The organism is Bacterioplanes sp. CLAM21, from assembly GCF_059641015.1.
This window is the reverse complement of record NZ_CM184929.1, coordinates 2,864,282-2,884,431: the sequence shown is the minus strand read 5'-3', so window position 1 is coordinate 2,884,431 and position 20,150 is coordinate 2,864,282. Positions and strand designations below refer to the sequence as shown.

Here is a 20,150-nt window from a genome sequence, read left to right as displayed (position 1 = left end):
CACCCTCCTGCAGTTGTCGATTGTCAGCCTTGCTGATCGATACGTTTCCCGACTGCATGAGTCAGTGAGCGACTCAGCGAGCTGCTGTGACTTCCAGGTGGTTTTCGCCGGTGCATGGCGGAACCCACCCCCAAGGTAGTTGCAGGAGTCCTTGGCTGCAACCGACCGAATGAGCCCCGATTTATAGGGGCTAGTGATTTTTACTGAGGAATGGCTCGCCGTCCGGCGCGGCGAGCGGGTTGATACAGGGTGACATTTAGGCGTGATAGGGAAGTGGCGCCTGGCAAAGGCGGGCAAAACAGCGCACCACGGGCTCAATCAGGCGATCGTTAAACTGATAATGCGGACTGTGGCAAGGGTAATGGAACTGCTCGCTATCGTGCATGCCAATCAGCGCAAAGGCTCCGGGTATTTTCTTTAAATAATAACTGAAGTCTTCCGACGCCATGATGGGCACTGCCAGCTCGGTGCTGCGCCAGTTATCGCCCAGCTCTGCGGCTAAGGCCTGGCGAAATTCACCGGCTGCTTCGGCATGATTAATAGTAGCGTCGTAGCGGGCTTCGCAATGCACTTGGGCTTTTACGCCATAAGTGCGGGCCGTATCCTGACTGATTTGCCGGATAGCCTCATTGATGGTGTCTCTCAGGCTTGGGTCCGATAAACGAATACTGCCGCTTAATTTGGCGGTTTCGGGAATGACGGTACTGGCGCTGGGTGCTTCTATGGATGAAACGTTCACCACTGCAGCGGCCTGAGGCGGCAGCTTGCGAGATAAAATTTGCTGTAAGTTGAGAGTGATGGCCGCCGCCGCCAATACCGGGTCTTTGCACAGTTCTGGCTGGCTGGCATGGCCACCCTTGCCCAGTACCTCAATTTCAAAGGTGCCGTTACCCGACATCACTGCACTATCAGGGCATACAGCTTGGCCAAAAGGCATCGCCGGCCAATTATGCCAACCATAAATCACGTCCAGGCCGTCCAGGGCGCCATGTTTAATCATGGACTCGGCGCCATGGCCGCCTTCTTCTGCGGGCTGAAATAAAAAGCTGACCGGACCAGGCAGAGTATCTTCACAGTGCTTGAGCCAAGCGGCGGCGGCCCACAAGGCGGCGGTATGGCCATCGTGGCCACAGGCGTGCATCTTACCTGGCGATTGTGACTTAAAGGCCAGATCGCACGCTTCATGGATGGGCAGGGCATCGATATCGCCGCGCAGACCAACATGGCGGCCTGGCTGGCTTGCGGCAATGGTTGCGACTGTGCCGTGTTTACCGCATTCACGCCAGCTGATATTGAGCTGATCCAGCTGCTGGCGAATGTGTTGAGTGGTGAGTTCTTCCTGCCAGGTCAGCTCCGGCGATTGATGCAGCTGATGGCGAAAAGCGATGGCTTGATCGAGGATCTTAGCCCATATGGTGTGCTCGCTCATGGGTACTGGCTTGGTCATGGCAACCTCCTTTTAGCTGCCAGTGTAACGGCTCCAGAGGTCTCTTGCATGACTGTGAGCCCGCTGATACGGGCTCACACCACCATGGGCGTTAAACTGGGCTGGCCCACAGGTCGTAATCGTCGGCGTGCTCGATCTCAACCTCAACAAAATCGCCGGGCTGGCAATCGAAGAAATCATTGAGGTAGACCATGCCATCGATGTTAGGAGCGTCGGCGGCAGAACGCGCTACAGCCCCTTCTTCATCAACTTCATCAATCAGTACCGTCATGCGCTGACCAATTTTACGCTGCAGTTTGCGCGCACTGATTTCCTGGGCTTTGGCCATAAAGCGCTGCCAGCGGTCTTGCTGTACCTCTTCTGGGACATGGTCGGGCAGCTCGTTGGCCTTGGCACCATCGACCGGGCTGTATTTAAAGCAGCCGACGCGATCCAGCTCGGCCTCATCGAGCCAGTCGAGCAAAATCTGAAAGTCTTCTTCGGTTTCACCAGGGAAACCGACCACAAAAGTGGAGCGCAATACCAGCTCGGGTACTTGCTGGCGCCATTTTTTAATACGCTCTAGGGTGTTTTCGGCATGGGCCGGGCGCTTCATCAACTTGAGCACGCGTGGACTGGCGTGTTGGAACGGAATATCCAGATACGGCAGAATTTTACCCTCAGCCATCAATGGCATGATGTCATCGACGTGGGGGTAGGGGTAAACATAATGCAGGCGTACCCAGGCGCCTAAGTTGCCCAGCTCATTGCACAGGTCATACAAGCGGGTTTTAACCGGCTTGCCATCCCAAAAACCGGTGCGGAACTTCATATCGACACCATAAGCGGAGGTGTCTTGTGAAATCACCAGAAGCTCTTTGGTGCCGGCGGCAACCAGGCGCTTGGCTTCATCCAGCACATCGCCAATTGGGCGACTCACGTGCTTGCCACGCATCGCTGGGATAATGCAGAAGGTACAGTTGTGGTTACAGCCTTCAGAGATTTTTAAATACGAATAGTGCCGTGGCGTTAGCTTAACGCCTTGTGGCGGCAGCAGATCGGTAAAGGGGTCGTGGTCTTTTGCTACCGGTGGTACCCACTGGTGCACCGCTTCCATCACCTCTTCATAGGCCTGTGGACCTGTTACAGCCAGTACGTCGGGATTTTGCTCGCGAATCAGCTCAGCGTCTTTGCCTTTGCCCATACAGCCGGTGACAATCACCTTGCCATTTTCGTTCATGGCTTCGCGGATGGCATCCAGGGATTCTTGTTTGGCGTCGTCGATAAAACCACAGGTGTTGACCACCACGACATCGGCATCGTTGTAGCTGTTCACTACATCGTAATTGTCCATGCGAAGCTGCGTCAGAATGCGTTCTGAGTCGACCAAAGCCTTAGGGCAGCCGAGGGATACAAAGCCAACACGGCCACTGCTGGACTGGTCGGTAGGCGTTGGGTTGGAAGGTTGATTGTCTTTCATTGCAAGCCATCACGTTAATCGATGGCGGCGATTATACAGACACTAAGCCTAGCGACCAGTCAGAGGCGATAAAGGTCAGCTAGCCCGGCGCCTTTAGCGCCCCGTTTGGATAGGGGGCAGTATAAAAAGCGGCGGCATCGTCCTATCAAAGATGTGTACTAAGAGGCTCCGTTAGACCTGTTATCTGTAGCGGATAGACAGGTCTGAGGCGACTTGAGCGATGCGGCAGGAGTTGTGCTGGTTTGAGGTGGCAGGAGCAGAGTTTGCCAAACAAAACCATGGCTGTTGTTAGTGGAGAGATTCCCCCTCCATCGGTAGATACGTGATGTGCTAACCCCATAGATTTGCTCTTTTGCTGCTGGTAATGATTCGTGCACATGAAAACTCAGACGCTAAATCGATAAGTTCAGCGATGCATTGTGGCAAACCGATCAGCCACTGCTGGCCGTTATGCGAAAAGTCCGTGACTTAGAAGCCGAGAACAAAAAAGCTAAAGTTTGAGCGTGCTCGATTGCGCGAAAATTTGGGTGGTTTTACCTGTGTGGCTGGTGCTGAATCTGCGCTGCTGGCACTGAACTGTTAACGCGTTGGAAAGTGCTAGAGGCGGGCCTAGGGATCGTTGGACTAGCATGCGCGCATGGTGTTGCGTGAATTGGTGCATCGTATCTTCGAAAGAATCGACATCAATGTAAAAGGAATCGAAGCAGTGCAATCTCGGCTCGAGCCGCAGCTCAATATTTATCAAATCTTGACCCAATCGCTCGGTCGATAGATTTAGTATTGCGTTTCCGTAGTGGCAACGTGAGGGTAATGCACATGGATGCGATTACTAGAGAGTGGGTGGCGGAGCTCGATTTGTTGGATTAACTCGCAATGAAAAGTGGAAAACAGCGTAAAGCCGAGATTAAGAAAGCACGACTAGATCGAATGGCTAACAGAGACGGTCAGGTTGATCGGTTTAAGGGGCCAATGCCTGAATGGGCTGTTCCGGTTGACCCTGATGAAATCGTTTATCGCACAACGTATATCAAAATCCCCTTGTTCTACCTCGATAAGGAGTTTGCGTGTAAGGACTGCGGTGCAAAAGAGGTATGGACTGCCCGACAACAGAAGTGGTGGTATGAGGTAGCAAAGGGCAGCTTTGAGACGACCGCAGTGCGTTGTCGCTCTTGTCGCGATAAAAACAAGGCGAAAAAAGATGTCCAACGAAAGCATATGGAAGAGATGGCTAAGCGGCAGCCTCACCGCAACGAGGCGTTTTTCAAAAACAAATATTAAGCCGATCGCGCCTGCCTCTGAAAACACGTTATTCACCAAACTAGTTCGAATCATGCTGTTTAACGGTCCGATTGATCGAGGAATTTATGAAATTTAATCATGTTGGTATTCCTACCACAGAGAGGTTCGAGGGTGAAATAGACCTCCCTCACTTAAAAATGACGGTGTCAGACCATGAGAACAACCATTACGGTATTCAATGGCAACGTTATTGGGATGATGCTCCGTATCCTGAGTTGGTAAAAACTGTGCCCCACGTGGCGTTTGTTGTCGAAAATCTTGAAGAAGAGTTGCAGGGAAAAAAAGTAATTATCCAGCCAAACTCACCAAGTGAGGGCTTGGTGGTTGCATTTATAGAGGTAGATGGCGCACCGGTAGAGCTTATGCAATACGGGATCTAATGCCAGATTAAATGTGGCTGGCAACTCATAGGCGCCTGTGCTATCGCAGGCGCCGGGATGGCAATGTTGCTATTGACTTGTTGCTTTGGCATTTGGTGCTCGCTTAAATTATTTTGCACGCTTGCTGTTGCTTAGTATTTGTTGAATGCTGGCAACTATGTATGGGGCGCCAACGGCGTAAAATCGAGATGTTTATCCCAACCACAGTGCTAGAGCGTCCGTTTTATCTGCATTGCCGGTGTTCTTTGTGGCCTCATCAGAAAAAGACCGCCATCGTTCGGCAGCTGAGGCCAAACTTCTTCGAAAAACGCCTGATACAGCATGCATTGTGGGCAGCCAGCATCGGCTTTAGAAGGTACTATCTGTGCACTGGCTGAAGTCGATCGTCAATGACATCAGGCCAGACGGTTGCGGCCTGCTCACTGCCGGTGAAGTCTTTACTGTTTTGGTTGGTGGTGGACGGTTGCGATTGGCCGAACACGCCGCTGAGTCTGCGCTTGCAGATGCTGGCAAAGCGGCTGAGAGTGGCTGGTGTTGCTTGCTACGGACGGGCGCATCATCACGTTCTATGCCCAGTAGCCCGATAAACGGAAGTTTGATCAACATCGTAAAAAAGGAGGTCCGCTCCATGAGCACCCCGTCAGCAGAGCGGATAAAACAGCTCTTAGTCGAGTACTCGGGTCACGTTGAGTACTGGATGCCGGCCATGGGCGATAGCCACGAGATGCTGGCCTGCAGGGAATTGTTGTCAGAGGCTGTTTTGACTGCTGAACAAGCCAAGGAGCTGGCTGAGCTTGATGCAGGAGTTATGGCTCACGTTGAGCAGCTATCGCCGGTCGCCAAGGGCTGGGATGTCGAGATGCTGAAGAATACGGCCAAGCTGATACGGACGAATGAGAGTGGGGTTGTACAGTAAAATTATGCATCTCTAGGCTTTGATACCAAGTTTTACGCCAAAACCACTTTGCGCCAAAACTACTTCCTGGTCTTTTTTGGATAGTTTTCCCCTTTAAGTCCGGCGAGGAATCTATCTGGTGCTGGTTTAGAGGATTCGTTCTGATATGGCGATTTTTCGGGGAAAAACTAGGTCGCACTGAAAAGTTATGGAATGGCTTTTAGGGAATGCCATCCCCATCGGGCAGGACGCGACGGAATATTCGATCTGCTGTGCCGTTGGCCTGTAGTTTTTTTATGGCGGCATTAAAGTCATTTAACAGAGATTCTGACCTGGGAGATGAGCGGCTAATCCAATAGTGTATATGAATTGGTTCAACCCCCGGCAACCGTCGGTGAACAAAATCTGGGCTGGCTTTTAGTGTGTTGAAGGTGATGCCGCTATCAACCACTTCATAGGTGGTTAACATCACCTCGCACTGTTGGTTAGCTACCCTATCCATAACGCCTTGAACCGTCGTTGAAACCGCTGTGATTTCTGCCGTCAAGCCTGCTTCGATTATATCCTCATAGTTATAACCAAGAACGCCACAAATCAGCAGGCTATTCAGATCGGTGATGTTGCGTATGTTGTTAAACTTATTTATGTGATCGCGATGGAATGCATAACCGCGATGGACATTGTACACCGGAATGGTGTGGTGATATTTAATGACCCGCTCTTGGTTAGAGTAGCCATTGATAAACATCTCCATACCGGTCTGTGGGTAAGCATACACCTGCGCTAAACAGCGTTTCCAAGGCAGGATATGATAGTCAACGTGCAGGTTAAGCTCTTGTGCCAGAGCTTGTAGCAGCTCGTAACTGACGCCATCAGGGCGCGTCGTTCCAGCAACGCTGATTTGAAAGGTGTAGGGCGGCCAGGCGGCGTCATCACACACGTTCAGACTGGCAGCGTTGGTTGCCCAAGTGCTTTGGCAAGTCAGCCAGCCGATGACTAACGAGACGGCGAGAAGGCAGCATCGCTGAGTTTGCCCGCTGTTGGTCCGTGCAGTGGTGGCGGCCATACGTCATCCCGCTTATTGCAAGCTTGAGCCTAGGAACTATCAGTTTAGCCAATGACCGATAAAGGTGGGCATGCTTTCTTTGATTTGTAATCCCCCCATTTTCAACTGACGCTAAAAGTAGAAGTTAGGCTGCCATCAGCCTCCATTGGCCTTATGTGGCCGTTTGTGATTGTAAAACCACAACCAGTTCGTTGCATACTCCTGAACTTCCTCAATCGATTCAAACAGATGCTTACTGACCCAGCTGTATCGCATTGTACGGTTATGACGCTCGATATAGGCATTTTGCTGAGGCTTTCCAGGTTGAATGTATTCAATTCGAATACTATGTAGTCTGGCCCACTTAACAAACTCGTTACTGATAAACTCCGGCCCATTGTCACAGTGTATGGCGGTGGGTTTCGGTCGCCATTCCAGTAGCTGATTCAGTGCTCGAATAACCTTGGGGGCTGGCAACGAAAAATCCGCTTCGGTGCACAGTGCTTCACGCCGATAGTCGTCGATGACGTTAAATAGCCGATAGTGACGACCGTCAGCCAGTTGGTCATGCATAAAATCCATCGACCAAACCTGGTTGGGTTTAATGGGCTCCTTCAATGGCTCGGGGGCTTGTCTTTTTAAACGGCGCCGACGTCGAATACGTAGATTCAGTGCTTGTTCACAATAGATCCGATAAACACGCTTGTGGTTCCACGAGCGGCCCTCGACGCTGCGTAAGTAATCGAAGCACAGGTCAAAACCCCAGTCACTTTCTGCGTCGGTTAGCTTCACTAGAGACTGGGCAATCTCAGCATTTTCGTCACGGAGTTTGGGCCGATAGCGGTGACAGGTTTCGCTCACAGTGAATATCTGGCAGGCCAGACGAATACTGATGTTGCGCTCTGCGACAGATTGTTGAGCCAGCACACGCCGCGCCTGGGGGGGGTGATCATTGATAGCTTTGTTATTAGCTTGCGTGATAGTAATCTTTCTTCTTGTTGAGAAGGAAAGCCAACAGGCCATAAAGTACTAATGATATTGCTGCTACCACGATGAAGGAGGTCGGTGAAAACATCATTGAGAGTACTTCCTCTCTCACAGGCAACCCTCTGCTTTCTCTGCTAACTAAATATGCCTGCTTCATCCCTTCGATGTCTGATAGCCCAAGGCCAAAAGTTACAAGGTTGTAGATTGCTGCTGCTATCAGTGCTGAAAAAGCAACCTTAAGACCTATCAGTTTGGGTTTGATTAGAAAGAATAGGGTTCCTAGGTTTAGCAAAAGAATGGCAGTGACGAAGATAAAGAATAACGGGGTGACGCCTGCGTTACTAAAAGCATAATAATCGCTTGTTGTCTGATGACGATAAAGTAGCTCAAAACCTTTACTGGTAGTCCATATAAACCAAATAATCAAAGCCCAAATAGTCTTACCTTTCTTCACAAGTACTTCCTAATGCATAACCGATTAATAACGCGTCAGCCTGTTTTCCAGCTTGAGCCATTCGAGGTGTCTCTATCAGGCCATTGATTTGCTGTTGGATGTGTTTGTTTCTCTCACGCTTCTTCTTGGAAAGCGTGCTTGCCTATTATCCATTAAGTGCGATGAAGAACCATATACTTCCTGAACATTCTTACAATCAGGAGAGCGCTTTGGCCAACAGTTAATGCGCCCAAAGGCATTCTCCAAGATACACGGCTTGGTGAGCACCGGATGTGCACTAAGTACACCTGCTTCTAGCGGAATCAACTCTATATCGGCTTTTAACATCTGCAGCCCCGCATCAGAGCTTGGTTTACTGCGCGTTATGTTGTTTCTTGGCTATCTTGTCAATCAGTTCTACATCACCGCTAACGCAGTGCGTCTCACCCAATTTATCTACGCCATCCAAAACTCATTAGATCAGGATCCAATGGGCCGCCACTGGCATGGCAGATTCATCGGCGTCAATGCCCATTGGGTTGGCGAGTGGTTTGATTGCTGGGTGGCCAAGTACGGTGGTTTTGTTTTGTAATTATCAGGCTTCTAAAGGCAGCTGAGGGGAACAAAGCCAACACGTCCACTGCTGGGCTGGTCGGCAGGCTGGAAAGTGTGATGGTCTTTCACTGCAAGCCATCTCATCGATGGCACGATTATACAGACACTAAGCCTAGCGAGCAGCACAGGCGATAAAGGTCGGCTAGCCCGGCGCCTTTAACGTCTCGTTTAGATACGAATCAGGCTAAAAGCGGCGGCTTCGCCCTATATACGAGGTGTATTAACAGGCACCGTCAGTACCGTCGTGCGTAGCTTCTAGACAGGTCGGAAGGGTGACTTGAGCGATGCGGCAACAGAAACTAGGGTAAGTAGGTAGCATTGCTGTGGTTCACATCATGAAAGCCAAGCACTGGCCTTTACTGTTAGTACTGTGTTGCCTGTCCGGCGTATCCATTCCCATTCATGCCAACAGTAGCGTCTTGGACGAAAAAGACTTGGACGCCATGCTGACGGGTATCGGTGACAGTGCGCTAACGTCAGAGCAAATGCGTCAGGAGCTGCGCTGGTTTGAGGCGGCAGGACGACGGTTTGCCAACAAAACCATTACTGTTGTTAGTGAAGATATTCCCACCCACCGCTGGGAGCGTGACGTGCTGGCACCTCTGTTTACGGCCCTCACCGGTATTCGGGTGCAATACGACATATTGGGTGAGGGTGCTGTGGTTGAGGCCATGCTTAAGCAAATGAGCGAGGGCGTGCATTTATACGATATTTATGTCAATGACGCCGACCATATCGGCACCCATAGCCGTATCCAAGGCGTGGTAAATTTATCCGATTATATGGCCGGTGAAGGTAGCGCCTATACCAACCCTTATCTGGATCTGGATGATTTTATTAATTTAGAGTTTGGTCAGGACTACGATGGCAACCAGCTACAGCTGCCGGATCAGCAGTTCGCCAATTTGTATTGGTTTCGCTACGACTGGTTTAACCGCGCTGATATCAAGGCCCACTTTAAAGCCTTTAGCGAAAACAAATACGGTGCCGGTAAAGGTTACGATTTGGGGGTGCCGGTGAATTGGGCCGCCTATGAGGATATTGCCGAGTTTTTTAGTCAGACACCCATCGATGGCGTCAAAGTCTACGGCCATATGGATTTTGGTAAAAAATCTCCTAGCTTGGGCTGGCGTTTTACCGACGCTTGGTTATCGATTGCCGGGGCGGGTGATAAGGGCTTGCCCAATGGCTCTCCGGTCGATGAATGGGGCATCCGAGCGGTAGATCGCATTCCTCGCGGCTCCAGTGTTAGCCGTGGCGGTGCGACCAATAGCCCTGCGGCTATCTATGCCTTGCAAACCTATATCGATTGGCTAAAAAAATATTCCCCACCTGAAGCCAGAGCGGGCACGTTTCGTGATAATAACGTCACTGCCGCTGGCGGGCGCGTGGCTCAGCAGATCTTTCTTTACACCTTGTGGCTCAGCGAGCCGGCCTATCATCAAGCTGACATGTTGGCCGCTGATGGTCGTCCGGTTTGGCGTGTGGCGCCTACGCCCCATGGTCGTTATTGGCAACCGGGCATGAAAGTGGGTTACCAGGATGCCGGCAGCTGGACTTTGCCAAAGAGCACTAGGGGAGCGAAACGTGCTGCAGCCTGGTTGTGGGCCCAGTTCTGCGTCAGTAAAACCGTTGCCCTAGCAAAGTTTAAAGTGGGCGGTACACCGGTCCGCCACAGTACGTTAAAAACACCTTGGGTTCAGGCCAATAAACAGCGTTATGGCGGTCTGATCGAGTTTTATCAAAGTGATGCCGTAAAACAATGGACGGGAACTGGCCTAAACGTACCTCATTATCCATTAATGTTTCGTGCCTGGTGGCCCAATCTGGATAAAGCCATCGACGGCAAAATCACTGCGACAGATGCCATGAATAACATTGCTCAGGCACAGGATGACATCATGAGCCAACTGCAGGGAATTAAATATGCGCCTTTGCTTAATCCACAGCAAACGGAGGAATACTGGTTGCAGCAGCCGGGCGCTCCCAAGCCCAAGCGAAGCCGAGAGAGGCCGCAAACACAGCCTTATGAGGTGGTTGTGAAACAGTGGCGATCGACAGGTACTCGTTGATATGTGGCTGAGTCGTTACATCGGACGGCAGCTGATGGCGCTGATGGCCATCTTCTTTGTATTCTTCTCGATTGCTATTGCATGGCTGGTTGGAGACCAGTCAGGCAAGGATCTCAAAACGTTTCTGGTAGAGCGAACTCACAGTGCGGCGCAGCTGTTTAAGGCCGAATTTGAGGGGCAGGTGTATGCCGCGCACAGAGCGCTGGATGATATTGAATACAACTCAGCAGTCGCTGAGCAGCTGACACTGTTGGTGCAAAATGGTCCACTGTATGTGGAAGACACAGCCAACGTTGGCGTCGCCATTTCGGACGCTGAAACTAGCTATTACCTGCTCAGCCAAATCAAGCTGGTTAACCCACTAAGGGCTTTTATTGCACAGCATGCCATCGATCAGATCGCGGTGTACCATTTGGCACCTTTTGGGCAGTTTGACGGAAAGGTAAAGCTGCCATCATTGGTGGTTGATAAGCAATATGCGTGGTTCTTTCGCCATTTAAAGCGCTCAGATTACCCTGACTATAAAGTTTATAAGGTGAAAATATCGGCTCTGTCTAGCTATGAAAAAATATTTAATGTCAGCGCTATCTACCAAAAAAAAGCGGACTTCTTTTATCAGCAGATGGGGATTCAGCCGGCAGATGATTTGCCAGCGGAGTTTTTATCCTATTTGCCGGAAGACAAACGCGATTCGGGTACGTCGATTGATGCACTGAATGATGGCGTCGCGATTTCCATCTGGACGTCGGTGTTTTTACCTTTGTCTGATCCCAGTACTTGGCAGTTAAGCCATCGTCGAAGTGTTTTGATATTGGGGGTGATGCAACCAACCTCGGCATCTGTGCTGTCGATAAGCGATAAGGTCGGGGCTGATCTGGCGCTGTCGTCACAGCAATCTATCGTTGCGGCCAGTTTGTCGTTGACCGGTGTTAAACGCAAAGCAGACAGCCTAATAGTGCAAGGGCAAGAGCATCTCGTAGCCGAAGTTGACTTGGATATACCGAGCCTTTCAGAACAGCAATTTAAGGTAATGGCACTCAATTCTACCGAGCCCTTGACGCGCCATGCGATGAGCCTCGCTCGGGAGTTGACTGTGCTCTCTATCGCCACTTTTTTGCTGATGGCGCTGGCCATATATCATTTGATCTCTCGTGTTCTCAATAAACCCTTGAAACAGTTGCTGGCCGTTGTCAAAGGTGTTGAAGCCGGAGACTTCTCGCAGTTGGCAGAAGAGGGGAGAGATAACGAGTTGGGAGTGCTGTCTAGTGCGATTAATCGTATGGTGGCGTCATTAAAACAGTCGTCTGAAACAATGGCTGACTCGAATGAAGCGTTGGAATTACAGTTTAAGCAACGCACTATCGATTTGATTGAAGCTCAACAGCAGCTGATTGTGTCGGAAAAAATGGCCTCCTTGGGGCAAATGGTGGCCGGTGTGTCTCACGAAATCAGCACGCCGTTGGGTAATGCGGTAACGGCCATTAGCTTCTGTAAAGAGCATCATCAGACGATGCAGCAAAGCTTTCATTGCGGCGAAGTAACGTCACGGGATTTTTCTCGCTTTCTTGAACAAGTAGGTGAGTCGATCCATATCGCTAATCTGAATATTGAAAAAGCAACGGAGCTGGTATCGACATTAAAGCGCATATCGGTAGGTCAGTCGAAAGAGAGTGTCACAGACATTGTTCTAAAAAATCATATAGACGATGTGTTACTGACATTGCAGCCGAGTTTAAAAAACAGCCATGTCGTGGTAAACGTGGATATTGATGCTGGCATCATAATAAAGACTTTTACTGGGGCGCTATATCATGTCGTTAGTAATATGATCGTCAACGCAACTAAACATGCGTTTGCTGATGATGGTGGTCAGTTGAATATATCCGCAACGGCTGATCACGATATGCTGGCGTTAACCTTCGCCGATAACGGTGTTGGCATCGATGAAGACACACAGAAACGCATCTTTGATCCATTTTTCACCACGGCAGAAGCCACCGGCGGAACTGGGCTTGGGCTGTATATGGTGTACAACATTGTACGGCATAAGTTGGGTGGTGTTATCGAATTAACTAGCCAAGTGGGGCAAGGCTCTGAGTTTGTTGTTAGGGTTCCTTTGAGCCCGCCGCCAGCCAAAGAACACGAGGGCGATAGCTTTTCCATTTGACGGTCGGGGTTCTCGGTGTTGATGGCATTTACACCAGTTCACACCTATCGAATCTGAAATGTTAAGCGTTAGTCGGTACTAAGAATCGGAGTTAACACTTGGCATAATTGTTCAAATTCAACCGGTTTTTTAATGTAGCCTGTCATGCCCGCTTGCTCAGCTTGCTGGACATGCTCTGGCAGTGCATTGGCTGACATGGCATAAATCGGTAAGTGTTCATAGCCCATACTACGTATCAGCTGCGTCGCTTCCAGACCGCCCATAACCGGCATTTGTATGTCCATTAAGATCAGATCGAACGTGTGTAGATTGAGCATTAATATGGCCTCTTCACCGTTGTCGGCCACTTCATGTTGCAGTCCCAGTTCATCCAGCATACTGGTAGCCACCAGCTGATTGATTTTATTGTCATCGACCACCAGGACTTTACCACTAAAGGTCGGTGATGGTGATTGCGTGGGTGTTTGCGCTTCGATGAGCTTATCTTCGGTTTCAGATGTCAGCTCATCTTGATCGAGGCTCGCTAGCAGTGCTGATAGGCCTGCCGGTGAAAAGGGTTGAGTTAACACCTTAAGCGATTGTGCCGGTGGGGAAAGCTTATGCCACGGTTCTGCTAGCAATAATGCCAGCGGGGGATGGTTATCTGGTATGGCTCGTATCACCATTTCGTAATCATTACGTTGGCTGATGTACACCAGGGCCGACTGGGTGATAGCGATCGAGCTTAAGCTGTGCAAAGGTTGAATCTGTTCAATGCTAAAACCCTGCTGCAGCAGTTTGAGATTGGGCGCGTCGCTGATCAGTAGGATATTGCTGGGTGGACGAAAAATGGGCTGTGTCGACTGTGCCTTTAGTGGCAGCCAAACAATAAAGCAGCTGCCTTGCCCAGGCTCTGATTCCACTTCCAACCTGCCATGCTGCAAAGACACTAGTTGGCGAACGATGGATAACCCCAACCCCGTACCACCGTATTTACGGCTGGTGGAGCCATCGGCCTGGGTAAATGAATCAAATACTCGCTCAAGCTGCTGCGTGTCCATGCCAATGCCAGTGTCACGTACGCTTAGCTGGATAGTGTCCTGCTGACGTTCAAAGACTATGTCTACCTGTCCGCTATCGGTAAACTTAATGGCATTGCTTCCTAAGTTCAGCAGTATTTGGCTAAAGCGCAGTGGGTCGATAATAATCTGGCTAGGCAGGTCGGGATCAACGTCGATATGAAGGCTTAGGTGTTTTTCTGCCGCTTTAGGTTGTAGCGAGGCAATTAAGTTATCAATCAGTGCGTTCAGCTCGACCGTCGTCGGGCTAATATCCAGCTTGCCGGCTTCGATTTTTGAGAAGTCTAGAATATCGTTAATTACCCCCATCATTAGCTGGCTAGAATAAGCTGCTTTTTCAAGGTAGAAGCGCTGTTTTTCGTTTAGTTCTGTTTTTAACGTCAGATCAATTAAGCCAATGATGCCATTCATGGGGGTGCGAATTTCATGGCTCATATTGGCCAAAAACTCGCTTTTCATGGCGGTGGCTTTTTCAGCTTTTTGCTTTTCCTGTGCCAATTGTTGGTTAAGCTGTTCTTGTTGCGCATTGAGCTGCTGTGACTGTTCAAGCAGTTGCTGTGTTTGCTCGTTTTTTTGCTGGAATACTGTGGCTGCTCGTGCCAGGGCGCCGATCTCGTTGCCGAGTTTGCTTTCGGTCAACTCGACAATGGCTTCGCCTCGAGTGAGTTGATTAAACACATTGGTGAGCTTTCGAATCGGAGAAATAACCATGCGCAGCAGTAGTGCTGCTACCACTAAAGTCAGTGCGGTGCCCAGTATGGCAGCTAGCTGATTATTGCGCTTGGCTTGGTCGGAAGTCAGTTGTGCTTGCTCAGCGGCTTGTTGCTGCAGCTTGTTTGAATGCAGTCGTAATTGCCGTGTCAGATGCAGAAATTCGTTAGCCGAGCCCGTCATGACGACATTGGTGAGAAAAATATAACCCCGATTAATCTGCCTTAAACGGCGAAAATCAATACTCAATCGATTGAGTACTAAATCCAGTGATGGCTTTTGCAGTGTCTTTAAACGTTTGATTTCGGCATTAAATGCGTTGGCTGATTGTGGGTCTAGGCTAGATAAATACTCGTATAAGTGGTTCTTCAGCCGATAGGCTCCCGCATCCTTATTGCCTAAGGCCGATTGCAGGGCGGGCAGTGCCTGGTCAACGAGACGTGCGATGATATCGGATTGCTGTTGGCGGCCAGCCACGACGGAGCTGAAGTTTTCACCATAATCTTGTAAATGCTTTTGCATGCGCTCAAGATTTTCCAGGTCATCGGCAAAGCGAGGGCTGTTACGCATGGCCTTGATGCCGGAAAAAACATCTGCCAGCTGGCGCTGAAAACGTTGTTTGGCGCTATCACTGGCGGTTTGCTTATAAATGAGTACGTTGCGCTGTAGGTCGAGCACCTGCCGTTCTAAGGTGTAGACCTGCTCAGCGGCCACATAGGCATCCGTGGTCAGCTGATGGGCTTCTAACAGAGCTGTTTGGTTGTTGTGCGTCAACAGTATTTGCAGGCCCAAGCTGGCCATGATGGCAGTAAGCAGCAATAAAATCTGTTGCTTTAGCGACATGAAGAAACCCTAACTACTAATAAACTCATACCATTTTTGTAAACTGTAGTCGTAAGTGGGCATGACGGTATTCCAAACCGCAACATTGCTAAAGCGTTGCGTATAACTGCCACCGGTGCGCACATCGCCGGCTTTAACCGCAATGGTGCCATCGGTACCGGGCAGAGCGGTGGCTGCGGCTTTGCCGCCATACCAGTAATCCCATTCGTTTTGGCTGAGATACTGGCGCGAACGCTGAGGATTAGAGATGTAGTAGCCCTGGCGGGCAATAAAGGCGCCTGGCCAACCTGACAACCACCAATTCATATAATCGTAGGCGGCATCTTTGACCTTGCCCTCAGCAGCGGAAGACAAACACATCACACCATGCCAACCGCGATAGCCTTCTTTCGGTGCCGCATAGATCACGGGAATATTCTGCGCGTTAAGGCGGGAGACGGCGGGTGAGAACATGCTTTCAATGACCACGCGGCCAGAGCTCATAAAGTCGACCGACTCAGGCACAGAGGTCCAAAAACCGCTAAAGTGGCCATCGCGCTTGTAGGCAAATAGCAGGTTAAACAGGCTGTCGAGTTCTGCTCGGCTGATATTGCCGATATCATTAAATTCAACCATGCCATTGGCCTGAGCGGCCAGAGCTAGGTCAAATAGGCCAATGGTTGGCGCGTTGACGATGGCAACTTTGCCCCGGTACTGGTCCTGTAATAGCCAGCCCCAGCTTTCGGTTTCGTAGGGAATGCCCGGCTTAATAACCTGGGTGTTATAGCCAAAGGAATCGACGTTATGAACATAGGGCAAAAAACTGATGCGATCGGTATGTTCGGTGCCCAACTCGTCGTCGTCTTGCACGTGCAAAATACGATAGGGCGCATCACCGGCACCGAATTTGGCTTCGCTGCTGAGTTTGCCGGTTTTGCTCAGGTCATTGATTTCCTCCCAGTAGCGCAGGCGTTTTTTATCGATGGCCTGAATCGAACCGGAACGCCACAATACGCCAATGCTGTTCGACCATTGTTCGTATAAGTCGAAGGCTTCAGGTTGCATCGATGCTTTTTGCAGCACCGCTGCACTGCCTTTCGGTTCAAACACCAGCTCGATACCTAGGTCTTGCATGGCTCTTTGACGTAAGGCTTCTTGCAGCGTGACATGGGTGCCTAAAATGCGCAGTTTGGGTTTGCCAGCGCTGTGTACCCAGGGGGCCGATACGGCAGCAGCACCGGCTAACATTCCGCCCAGCAGTCGGCGGCGGTCAGGGCTTTCGATAGTAACGCTCATTCAGATATCTCCATATCAACGTCGGCCCGCACCAGCATTAAAAAATGCTGTAAATCTTGCTGTAGCTGTTGCAGCAAATGAGCCGCATCTTGGGCTTCTTGTAACTCTAGTGCTTGTTGTAATTGCTGCAGACGCTGCTGCAGGGTTTCGGCGCCAATATGAGCGCTGTCTTGCACCAAGGGTTCTAACGTTGATGCAATCGCTGCTAGGTTTTCTTCAGCCAAACTGATGTTGCTGAGTTGACGTGACGCCTTGTCGGCAAAGGTAGACACCACCCGCGCGAGCAGTTCGGTATCTTGTTGGCAATGCAGCAGTGCTGTGGATTTGTTCCAGTCCTGGCGGTCGCCACTATCGCGACGTCTGGATTCCGTCGTTGGTGCTACAGCGGTCATAATGGGCGAGTCGGAGCGTGGTAAGGCGCGCTGGCTATCCAGCCATTGACTGAGCATGGCGTGTAGTTGATCGATGGCCATGGGTTTGACCAAATAGTCGTTCATGCCGGCGCGAATACAGCGCTGTCTATCTTCTTGCTGAGCGGCGGCGGTAATGGCAATAACGGGGATCTGCTCATAACGTTGACCTGCCTCGCCTTGGCGGATGCGACGTGTGGCACTGTAGCCATCGACTAAGGGCATCTGGCAATCCATTAATACCAGTAAATAGGGATCAAACAGTTCACTGTGCAGTAATCGCTCGATGGCCGCTCCGCCGTGGTTGGCGCCATCGCAGCGCAATCCCATTTCTTCTAGCTGGCGGCTGATGACTTCCAGGTTGACCTCATCATCATCGACCACCAGTATTCGCTGGCGCTGGAACATACGCTCCTGGTTGAGTGCGCTACTGGCGGCCAAGATGGCATGGCTGCGATGATCGCCTTCCGCCTGAGCAAAGGCCAGGGCCAATGATTCCTGGGTAACGGGCAGGGTCAATTCGGTTAATGCCAGGCTGCCGGTCTGCGGTAATGCCTGACTCGACGGTGGCGTCAGCGCCATGATGTGGGGGCGTCCTTCATGTTGCAGCGCCTCGGCGTAATCTCCTAAATAGCGGGTTTCTGTCAAAATGACGCTGTAACTTTGCTCTTCTTGTTCGCTGCCAGCAATGATCACCTGACCGCCACGTTGGCGTATTTGTCGGGCCAGGGTTTCGACCAGCAATTCATCGTCGAGGCGCAAAAACCAGCTGCTGTCTTGGTAACCGCCGTCGTGGTACAACGGATGCTGGCTGTTTCCGGCCACGGGAGAGGCGATTATATGAAACTCAAAACAGCTGCCTTGCTGTTCATTGCTGCTCACGCGCAGTTCACCGCCCATCAATAAGCACAGTTGCTGGCTGAGTGCGACGCCCAGACCCGCGCCGCCCAAGCGCTCGCTGGTTTCATCGTCCATATTTTCAAAGGTGGTGAATAAATGCTGTTGCTGATGGGGGTCGAGTCCTATGCCCGTGTCTTTGACCCGCATTTGAAAACGAATGCCATAGTCGACGTCTTCTTCTGAACTCAGCTCGACCAAAATGTAACCAAAGCGGGTGAATTTCACTGCGTTGGAGACTAGGTTATCCACCACTTGACGCAGTCGGTTTGGGTCACTGCGCACCCGGTCATGGGCCAGTTCGGTGCTGTCGATTATTAGGCTTAAGCCTTTGCTGTAGGCCGCTTCGGCATAATGTTTTAGTACAGGGCTTAAAGTAGCGGTCAGGCTGAATTCAATATCTTCAAAAAACAGCTTGCCTGAGCGCAGATTGGAGTAATCCAATACATCGCTCATTAGCCGGCTGACGTTCTGCACGCTGCTGTAGGCCATGCCGAGGTATCGTTGCTGGCCTGGATCTGTGGCTTCTTTTGACAGTAAATTTAACACCCCTTGAATGCTATTCATGGGAGTGCGAATTTCATGGCTGATGGCTGCCAATAGTCGGTCTTTGCTTTTCACCAAGCGTTGGGTTTGCGTCAGCATTTGCTGTTGGCGTTGTTGCTGCTGTTGTTGTTCGTCCAAACGTTGCTGGTATTCATTACCCACTTGCTCAGCCAATAACGCCTGTTCGCTGCGATCTCGCAGGGTCAGTGAGCAGCCACTGTAGACGCCTTCATCGGTAACGATTGGCATCAGGCTAATCTCAATGGGGAAACGGCGTTCACCAAAGCAGCCTTCGCTATGGGCTTTCAGTGAACGACGCTCTCGGATCGCCGTTTGCAGCAGCTTAGGCGATAGCTCTTGATCGTCTACATCCAATAAGGTGCCGTGGGCAGGCTGCCCTATCAAGGTGGCTTGATGCTGACCAAACAACACTTCCGTGGCACGATTACAGCTTTGAATACGGCCGGCCAAATCAAGGGTCAGTATGGCATCGGCGGAGTTATCGACAATGGCTTCAAACTGAGCTCGCTCGGCCAGCCAGTGTAAGCGTGTGGAGACATATTGCTGATAGCCAGCTAACAGCATTAGCAGTAAGCCGACCAATAGTGCAAACACAATCAAGCTATCCCCGCGCCGCTGTCTGACTTCCTGTGCCAAGCCGGAATCAGGCAGAGTGGTGTACAGCACCAGTTTATGGTTCAGTTCAGGTGAACCCAGGGATACCTGATCGCTAAGCACGTAAAGGCCGCTGTCGTTAAAGCGAAAGTATTTCACCTGGCTGCTGTGCTCATCCGGAGCGCTGCCGTAAATCGATGCCCAGCTCGTCATTTGACCCAGCTCGTGGGAAAACTCCAGCGATTGTTTGGGGTGCAATAAAAACTGACCATGTTGATTGGTCACTATCAGCTCAAAGGGGGCCGCAATGCCGTCTCGTAAGTTGTCGAGCAATGGACTGGCATCAAAGGTAATGCTGAGATAACCAAATAACTGCTGTTGTTGAGTGAAAATCGGCACGGCAAAGGTGATGGCTGGCCACAGCGGGTATTCTATTTGCTGATTTTGTCGCGCCAATTGAATGCCTGATACGTACAGCTGGCCAGCCGATAACTCACCAAAAGGCTCTTTATCGGGTTGGGGGGCTGCTGATATTCCCACCGACAAGCGCTCACGTCGGCTGGCGGCGGCCAAGATATCCCCCTGGTTATCCTGATACTGAATGTTGCGAATATCGCTATGGTTGGCCATGTAGGCAGACAGTATCTGCTGTAACCGCTGTTGCCATTGCTGCAGGGTAGAACCGCTGTGCGGATCGATACCGCCATTGAGCTGAGTTCGCATCAAGGCGTCGATGGGGGGGGTTGCTTGAATAAAGCTGAGTGAGGCGTATTTACTTAGCAGGTAACGTTCGAGTCTTTGCTGGCTGTGGTCGTGTTCCACTTCGATGTCGGTCAGCAAGCTTTGGCGCACTTCGTATTGATTATATTGCTCTAATCCGAACAGCATCACACCGGCAGCGATGAGCAAAACCAGTATGCTTTGTGCATAGCGATAGCCTGTGCCCCTGTTAGTGACTGTGCTGGGGCTGTCGAAAGGTGGCATTGAGCTCATGAG

Annotated in this window: 13 protein-coding genes and 1 pseudogene; 6 read left to right on the top strand and 8 right to left on the bottom strand. The window is 50.8% G+C overall.

Annotated elements, in window-relative coordinates; translation table 11 throughout:
- Nucleotides 1-256: 256 nt before the first annotated feature.
- Together doeB2 and rimO are read right to left on the bottom strand one after the other, a co-directional pair.
- On the bottom strand, nucleotides 257-1,447 hold the full coding sequence (doeB2, locus tag AC55FS_RS13100) for a N(2)-acetyl-L-2,4-diaminobutanoate deacetylase DoeB2 (protein ID WP_496932701.1): 1,191 nt from the start codon (nucleotides 1,445-1,447) through the stop codon (nucleotides 257-259).
- A gap of 91 nt (nucleotides 1,448-1,538) precedes the next feature.
- Nucleotides 1,539-2,906, bottom strand: coding sequence for a 30S ribosomal protein S12 methylthiotransferase RimO (gene rimO / locus AC55FS_RS13095; protein ID WP_496932700.1), 1,368 nt, complete (start codon nucleotides 2,904-2,906; stop codon nucleotides 1,539-1,541).
- A gap of 873 nt (nucleotides 2,907-3,779) precedes the next feature.
- Here rimO and AC55FS_RS13090 point away from each other — a divergent pair.
- From AC55FS_RS13090 to AC55FS_RS13080, 3 genes are all read left to right on the top strand, one after another.
- Nucleotides 3,780-4,184, top strand: coding sequence for a zinc-ribbon domain-containing protein (locus tag AC55FS_RS13090; protein ID WP_496932699.1), 405 nt, complete (start codon nucleotides 3,780-3,782; stop codon nucleotides 4,182-4,184).
- An 86-nt stretch (nucleotides 4,185-4,270) separates the two neighbouring features.
- Nucleotides 4,271-4,585 (top strand): VOC family protein, encoded by a 315-nt coding sequence (locus AC55FS_RS13085; RefSeq protein WP_496932698.1) that lies wholly within the window; start codon nucleotides 4,271-4,273, stop codon nucleotides 4,583-4,585.
- A 364-nt stretch (nucleotides 4,586-4,949) separates the two neighbouring features.
- A complete protein-coding gene (locus tag AC55FS_RS13080) occupies nucleotides 4,950-5,501 on the top strand; it encodes a hypothetical protein (protein ID WP_496932697.1) in 552 nt (183 codons plus the stop codon).
- A 199-nt stretch (nucleotides 5,502-5,700) separates the two neighbouring features.
- On the opposite strand, the gene AC55FS_RS13075 is transcribed toward AC55FS_RS13080, so the two are convergent.
- The 3 genes and pseudogenes from AC55FS_RS13075 to AC55FS_RS13065 all read right to left on the bottom strand — a co-directional run bounded on the left by AC55FS_RS13075 (nucleotide 5,701) and on the right by AC55FS_RS13065 (nucleotide 7,966).
- Nucleotides 5,701-6,546, bottom strand: coding sequence for a substrate-binding periplasmic protein (locus AC55FS_RS13075; RefSeq protein WP_496932696.1), 846 nt, complete (start codon nucleotides 6,544-6,546; stop codon nucleotides 5,701-5,703).
- 135 nt (nucleotides 6,547-6,681) lie between these two features.
- Nucleotides 6,682-7,467 (bottom strand): annotated as a pseudogene (locus tag AC55FS_RS13070) (IS3 family transposase); the annotation flags it as partial.
- A gap of 25 nt (nucleotides 7,468-7,492) precedes the next feature.
- A complete protein-coding gene (locus tag AC55FS_RS13065) occupies nucleotides 7,493-7,966 on the bottom strand; it encodes a hypothetical protein (RefSeq protein WP_496932695.1) in 474 nt (157 codons plus the stop codon).
- A gap of 364 nt (nucleotides 7,967-8,330) precedes the next feature.
- On the opposite strand from AC55FS_RS13065, the gene AC55FS_RS13060 reads away from it, so the two are divergent.
- The 3 genes from AC55FS_RS13060 to AC55FS_RS13050 all read left to right on the top strand — a co-directional run bounded on the left by AC55FS_RS13060 (nucleotide 8,331) and on the right by AC55FS_RS13050 (nucleotide 12,799).
- Entirely contained in the window at nucleotides 8,331-8,537 is a 207-nt protein-coding gene (locus AC55FS_RS13060) for a hypothetical protein (protein WP_496932694.1), read from the top strand.
- A 358-nt stretch (nucleotides 8,538-8,895) separates the two neighbouring features.
- Nucleotides 8,896-10,632 carry an ABC transporter substrate-binding protein gene (locus AC55FS_RS13055; protein WP_496932693.1) on the top strand — a complete coding sequence of 579 codons (1,737 nt, stop codon included), beginning with the start codon at nucleotides 8,896-8,898 and terminating at the stop codon, nucleotides 10,630-10,632.
- 1 nt (nucleotide 10,633) lies between these two features.
- Nucleotides 10,634-12,799, top strand: a complete 2,166-nt coding sequence (locus tag AC55FS_RS13050) for a sensor histidine kinase (protein WP_496932692.1) — start codon at nucleotides 10,634-10,636, stop codon at nucleotides 12,797-12,799.
- Between the two features lie 68 nt (nucleotides 12,800-12,867).
- On the opposite strand, the gene AC55FS_RS13045 is transcribed toward AC55FS_RS13050, so the two are convergent.
- Genes AC55FS_RS13045 through AC55FS_RS13035 form a run of 3 tightly spaced genes read right to left on the bottom strand, consistent with a single transcriptional unit; the run spans nucleotide 12,868 to nucleotide 20,147 of the window.
- Nucleotides 12,868-15,411 (bottom strand): hybrid sensor histidine kinase/response regulator, encoded by a 2,544-nt coding sequence (locus AC55FS_RS13045; RefSeq protein WP_496932691.1) that lies wholly within the window; start codon nucleotides 15,409-15,411, stop codon nucleotides 12,868-12,870.
- Between the two features lie 9 nt (nucleotides 15,412-15,420).
- On the bottom strand, nucleotides 15,421-16,686 hold the full coding sequence (locus tag AC55FS_RS13040) for an ABC transporter substrate-binding protein (RefSeq protein WP_496932690.1): 1,266 nt from the start codon (nucleotides 16,684-16,686) through the stop codon (nucleotides 15,421-15,423).
- Complete coding sequence (locus AC55FS_RS13035) at nucleotides 16,683-20,147, bottom strand: response regulator (RefSeq protein WP_496932689.1); 3,465 nt, start codon at nucleotides 20,145-20,147, stop codon at nucleotides 16,683-16,685. The genes AC55FS_RS13040 and AC55FS_RS13035 overlap by 4 nt, the downstream gene beginning before the upstream one ends.
- Nucleotides 20,148-20,150 lie beyond the last annotated feature (3 nt).

What these genes read in the sequence shown, in the direction of transcription:
- AC55FS_RS13055 (WP_496932693.1), top strand. Translation starts at nt 8,896, where the DNA reads ATGAAAGCCAAGCACTGGCCTTTACTGTTAGTACTGTGTTGCCTGTCC.
- AC55FS_RS13090 (WP_496932699.1), top strand. Translation starts at nt 3,780, where the DNA reads ATGAAAAGTGGAAAACAGCGTAAAGCCGAGATTAAGAAAGCACGACTA.
- AC55FS_RS13085 (WP_496932698.1), top strand. Translation starts at nt 4,271, where the DNA reads ATGAAATTTAATCATGTTGGTATTCCTACCACAGAGAGGTTCGAGGGT.
- rimO (WP_496932700.1), bottom strand. Translation starts at nt 2,906, where the DNA reads ATGAAAGACAATCAACCTTCCAACCCAACGCCTACCGACCAGTCCAGC.
- AC55FS_RS13060 (WP_496932694.1), top strand. Translation starts at nt 8,331, where the DNA reads ATGTTGTTTCTTGGCTATCTTGTCAATCAGTTCTACATCACCGCTAAC.
- AC55FS_RS13035 (WP_496932689.1), bottom strand. Translation starts at nt 20,147, where the DNA reads ATGAGCTCAATGCCACCTTTCGACAGCCCCAGCACAGTCACTAACAGG.
- AC55FS_RS13050 (WP_496932692.1), top strand. Translation starts at nt 10,634, where the DNA reads ATGTGGCTGAGTCGTTACATCGGACGGCAGCTGATGGCGCTGATGGCC.
- doeB2 (WP_496932701.1), bottom strand. Translation starts at nt 1,447, where the DNA reads ATGACCAAGCCAGTACCCATGAGCGAGCACACCATATGGGCTAAGATC.
- AC55FS_RS13075 (WP_496932696.1), bottom strand. Translation starts at nt 6,546, where the DNA reads ATGGCCGCCACCACTGCACGGACCAACAGCGGGCAAACTCAGCGATGC.
- AC55FS_RS13045 (WP_496932691.1), bottom strand. Translation starts at nt 15,411, where the DNA reads ATGTCGCTAAAGCAACAGATTTTATTGCTGCTTACTGCCATCATGGCC.
- AC55FS_RS13040 (WP_496932690.1), bottom strand. Translation starts at nt 16,686, where the DNA reads ATGAGCGTTACTATCGAAAGCCCTGACCGCCGCCGACTGCTGGGCGGA.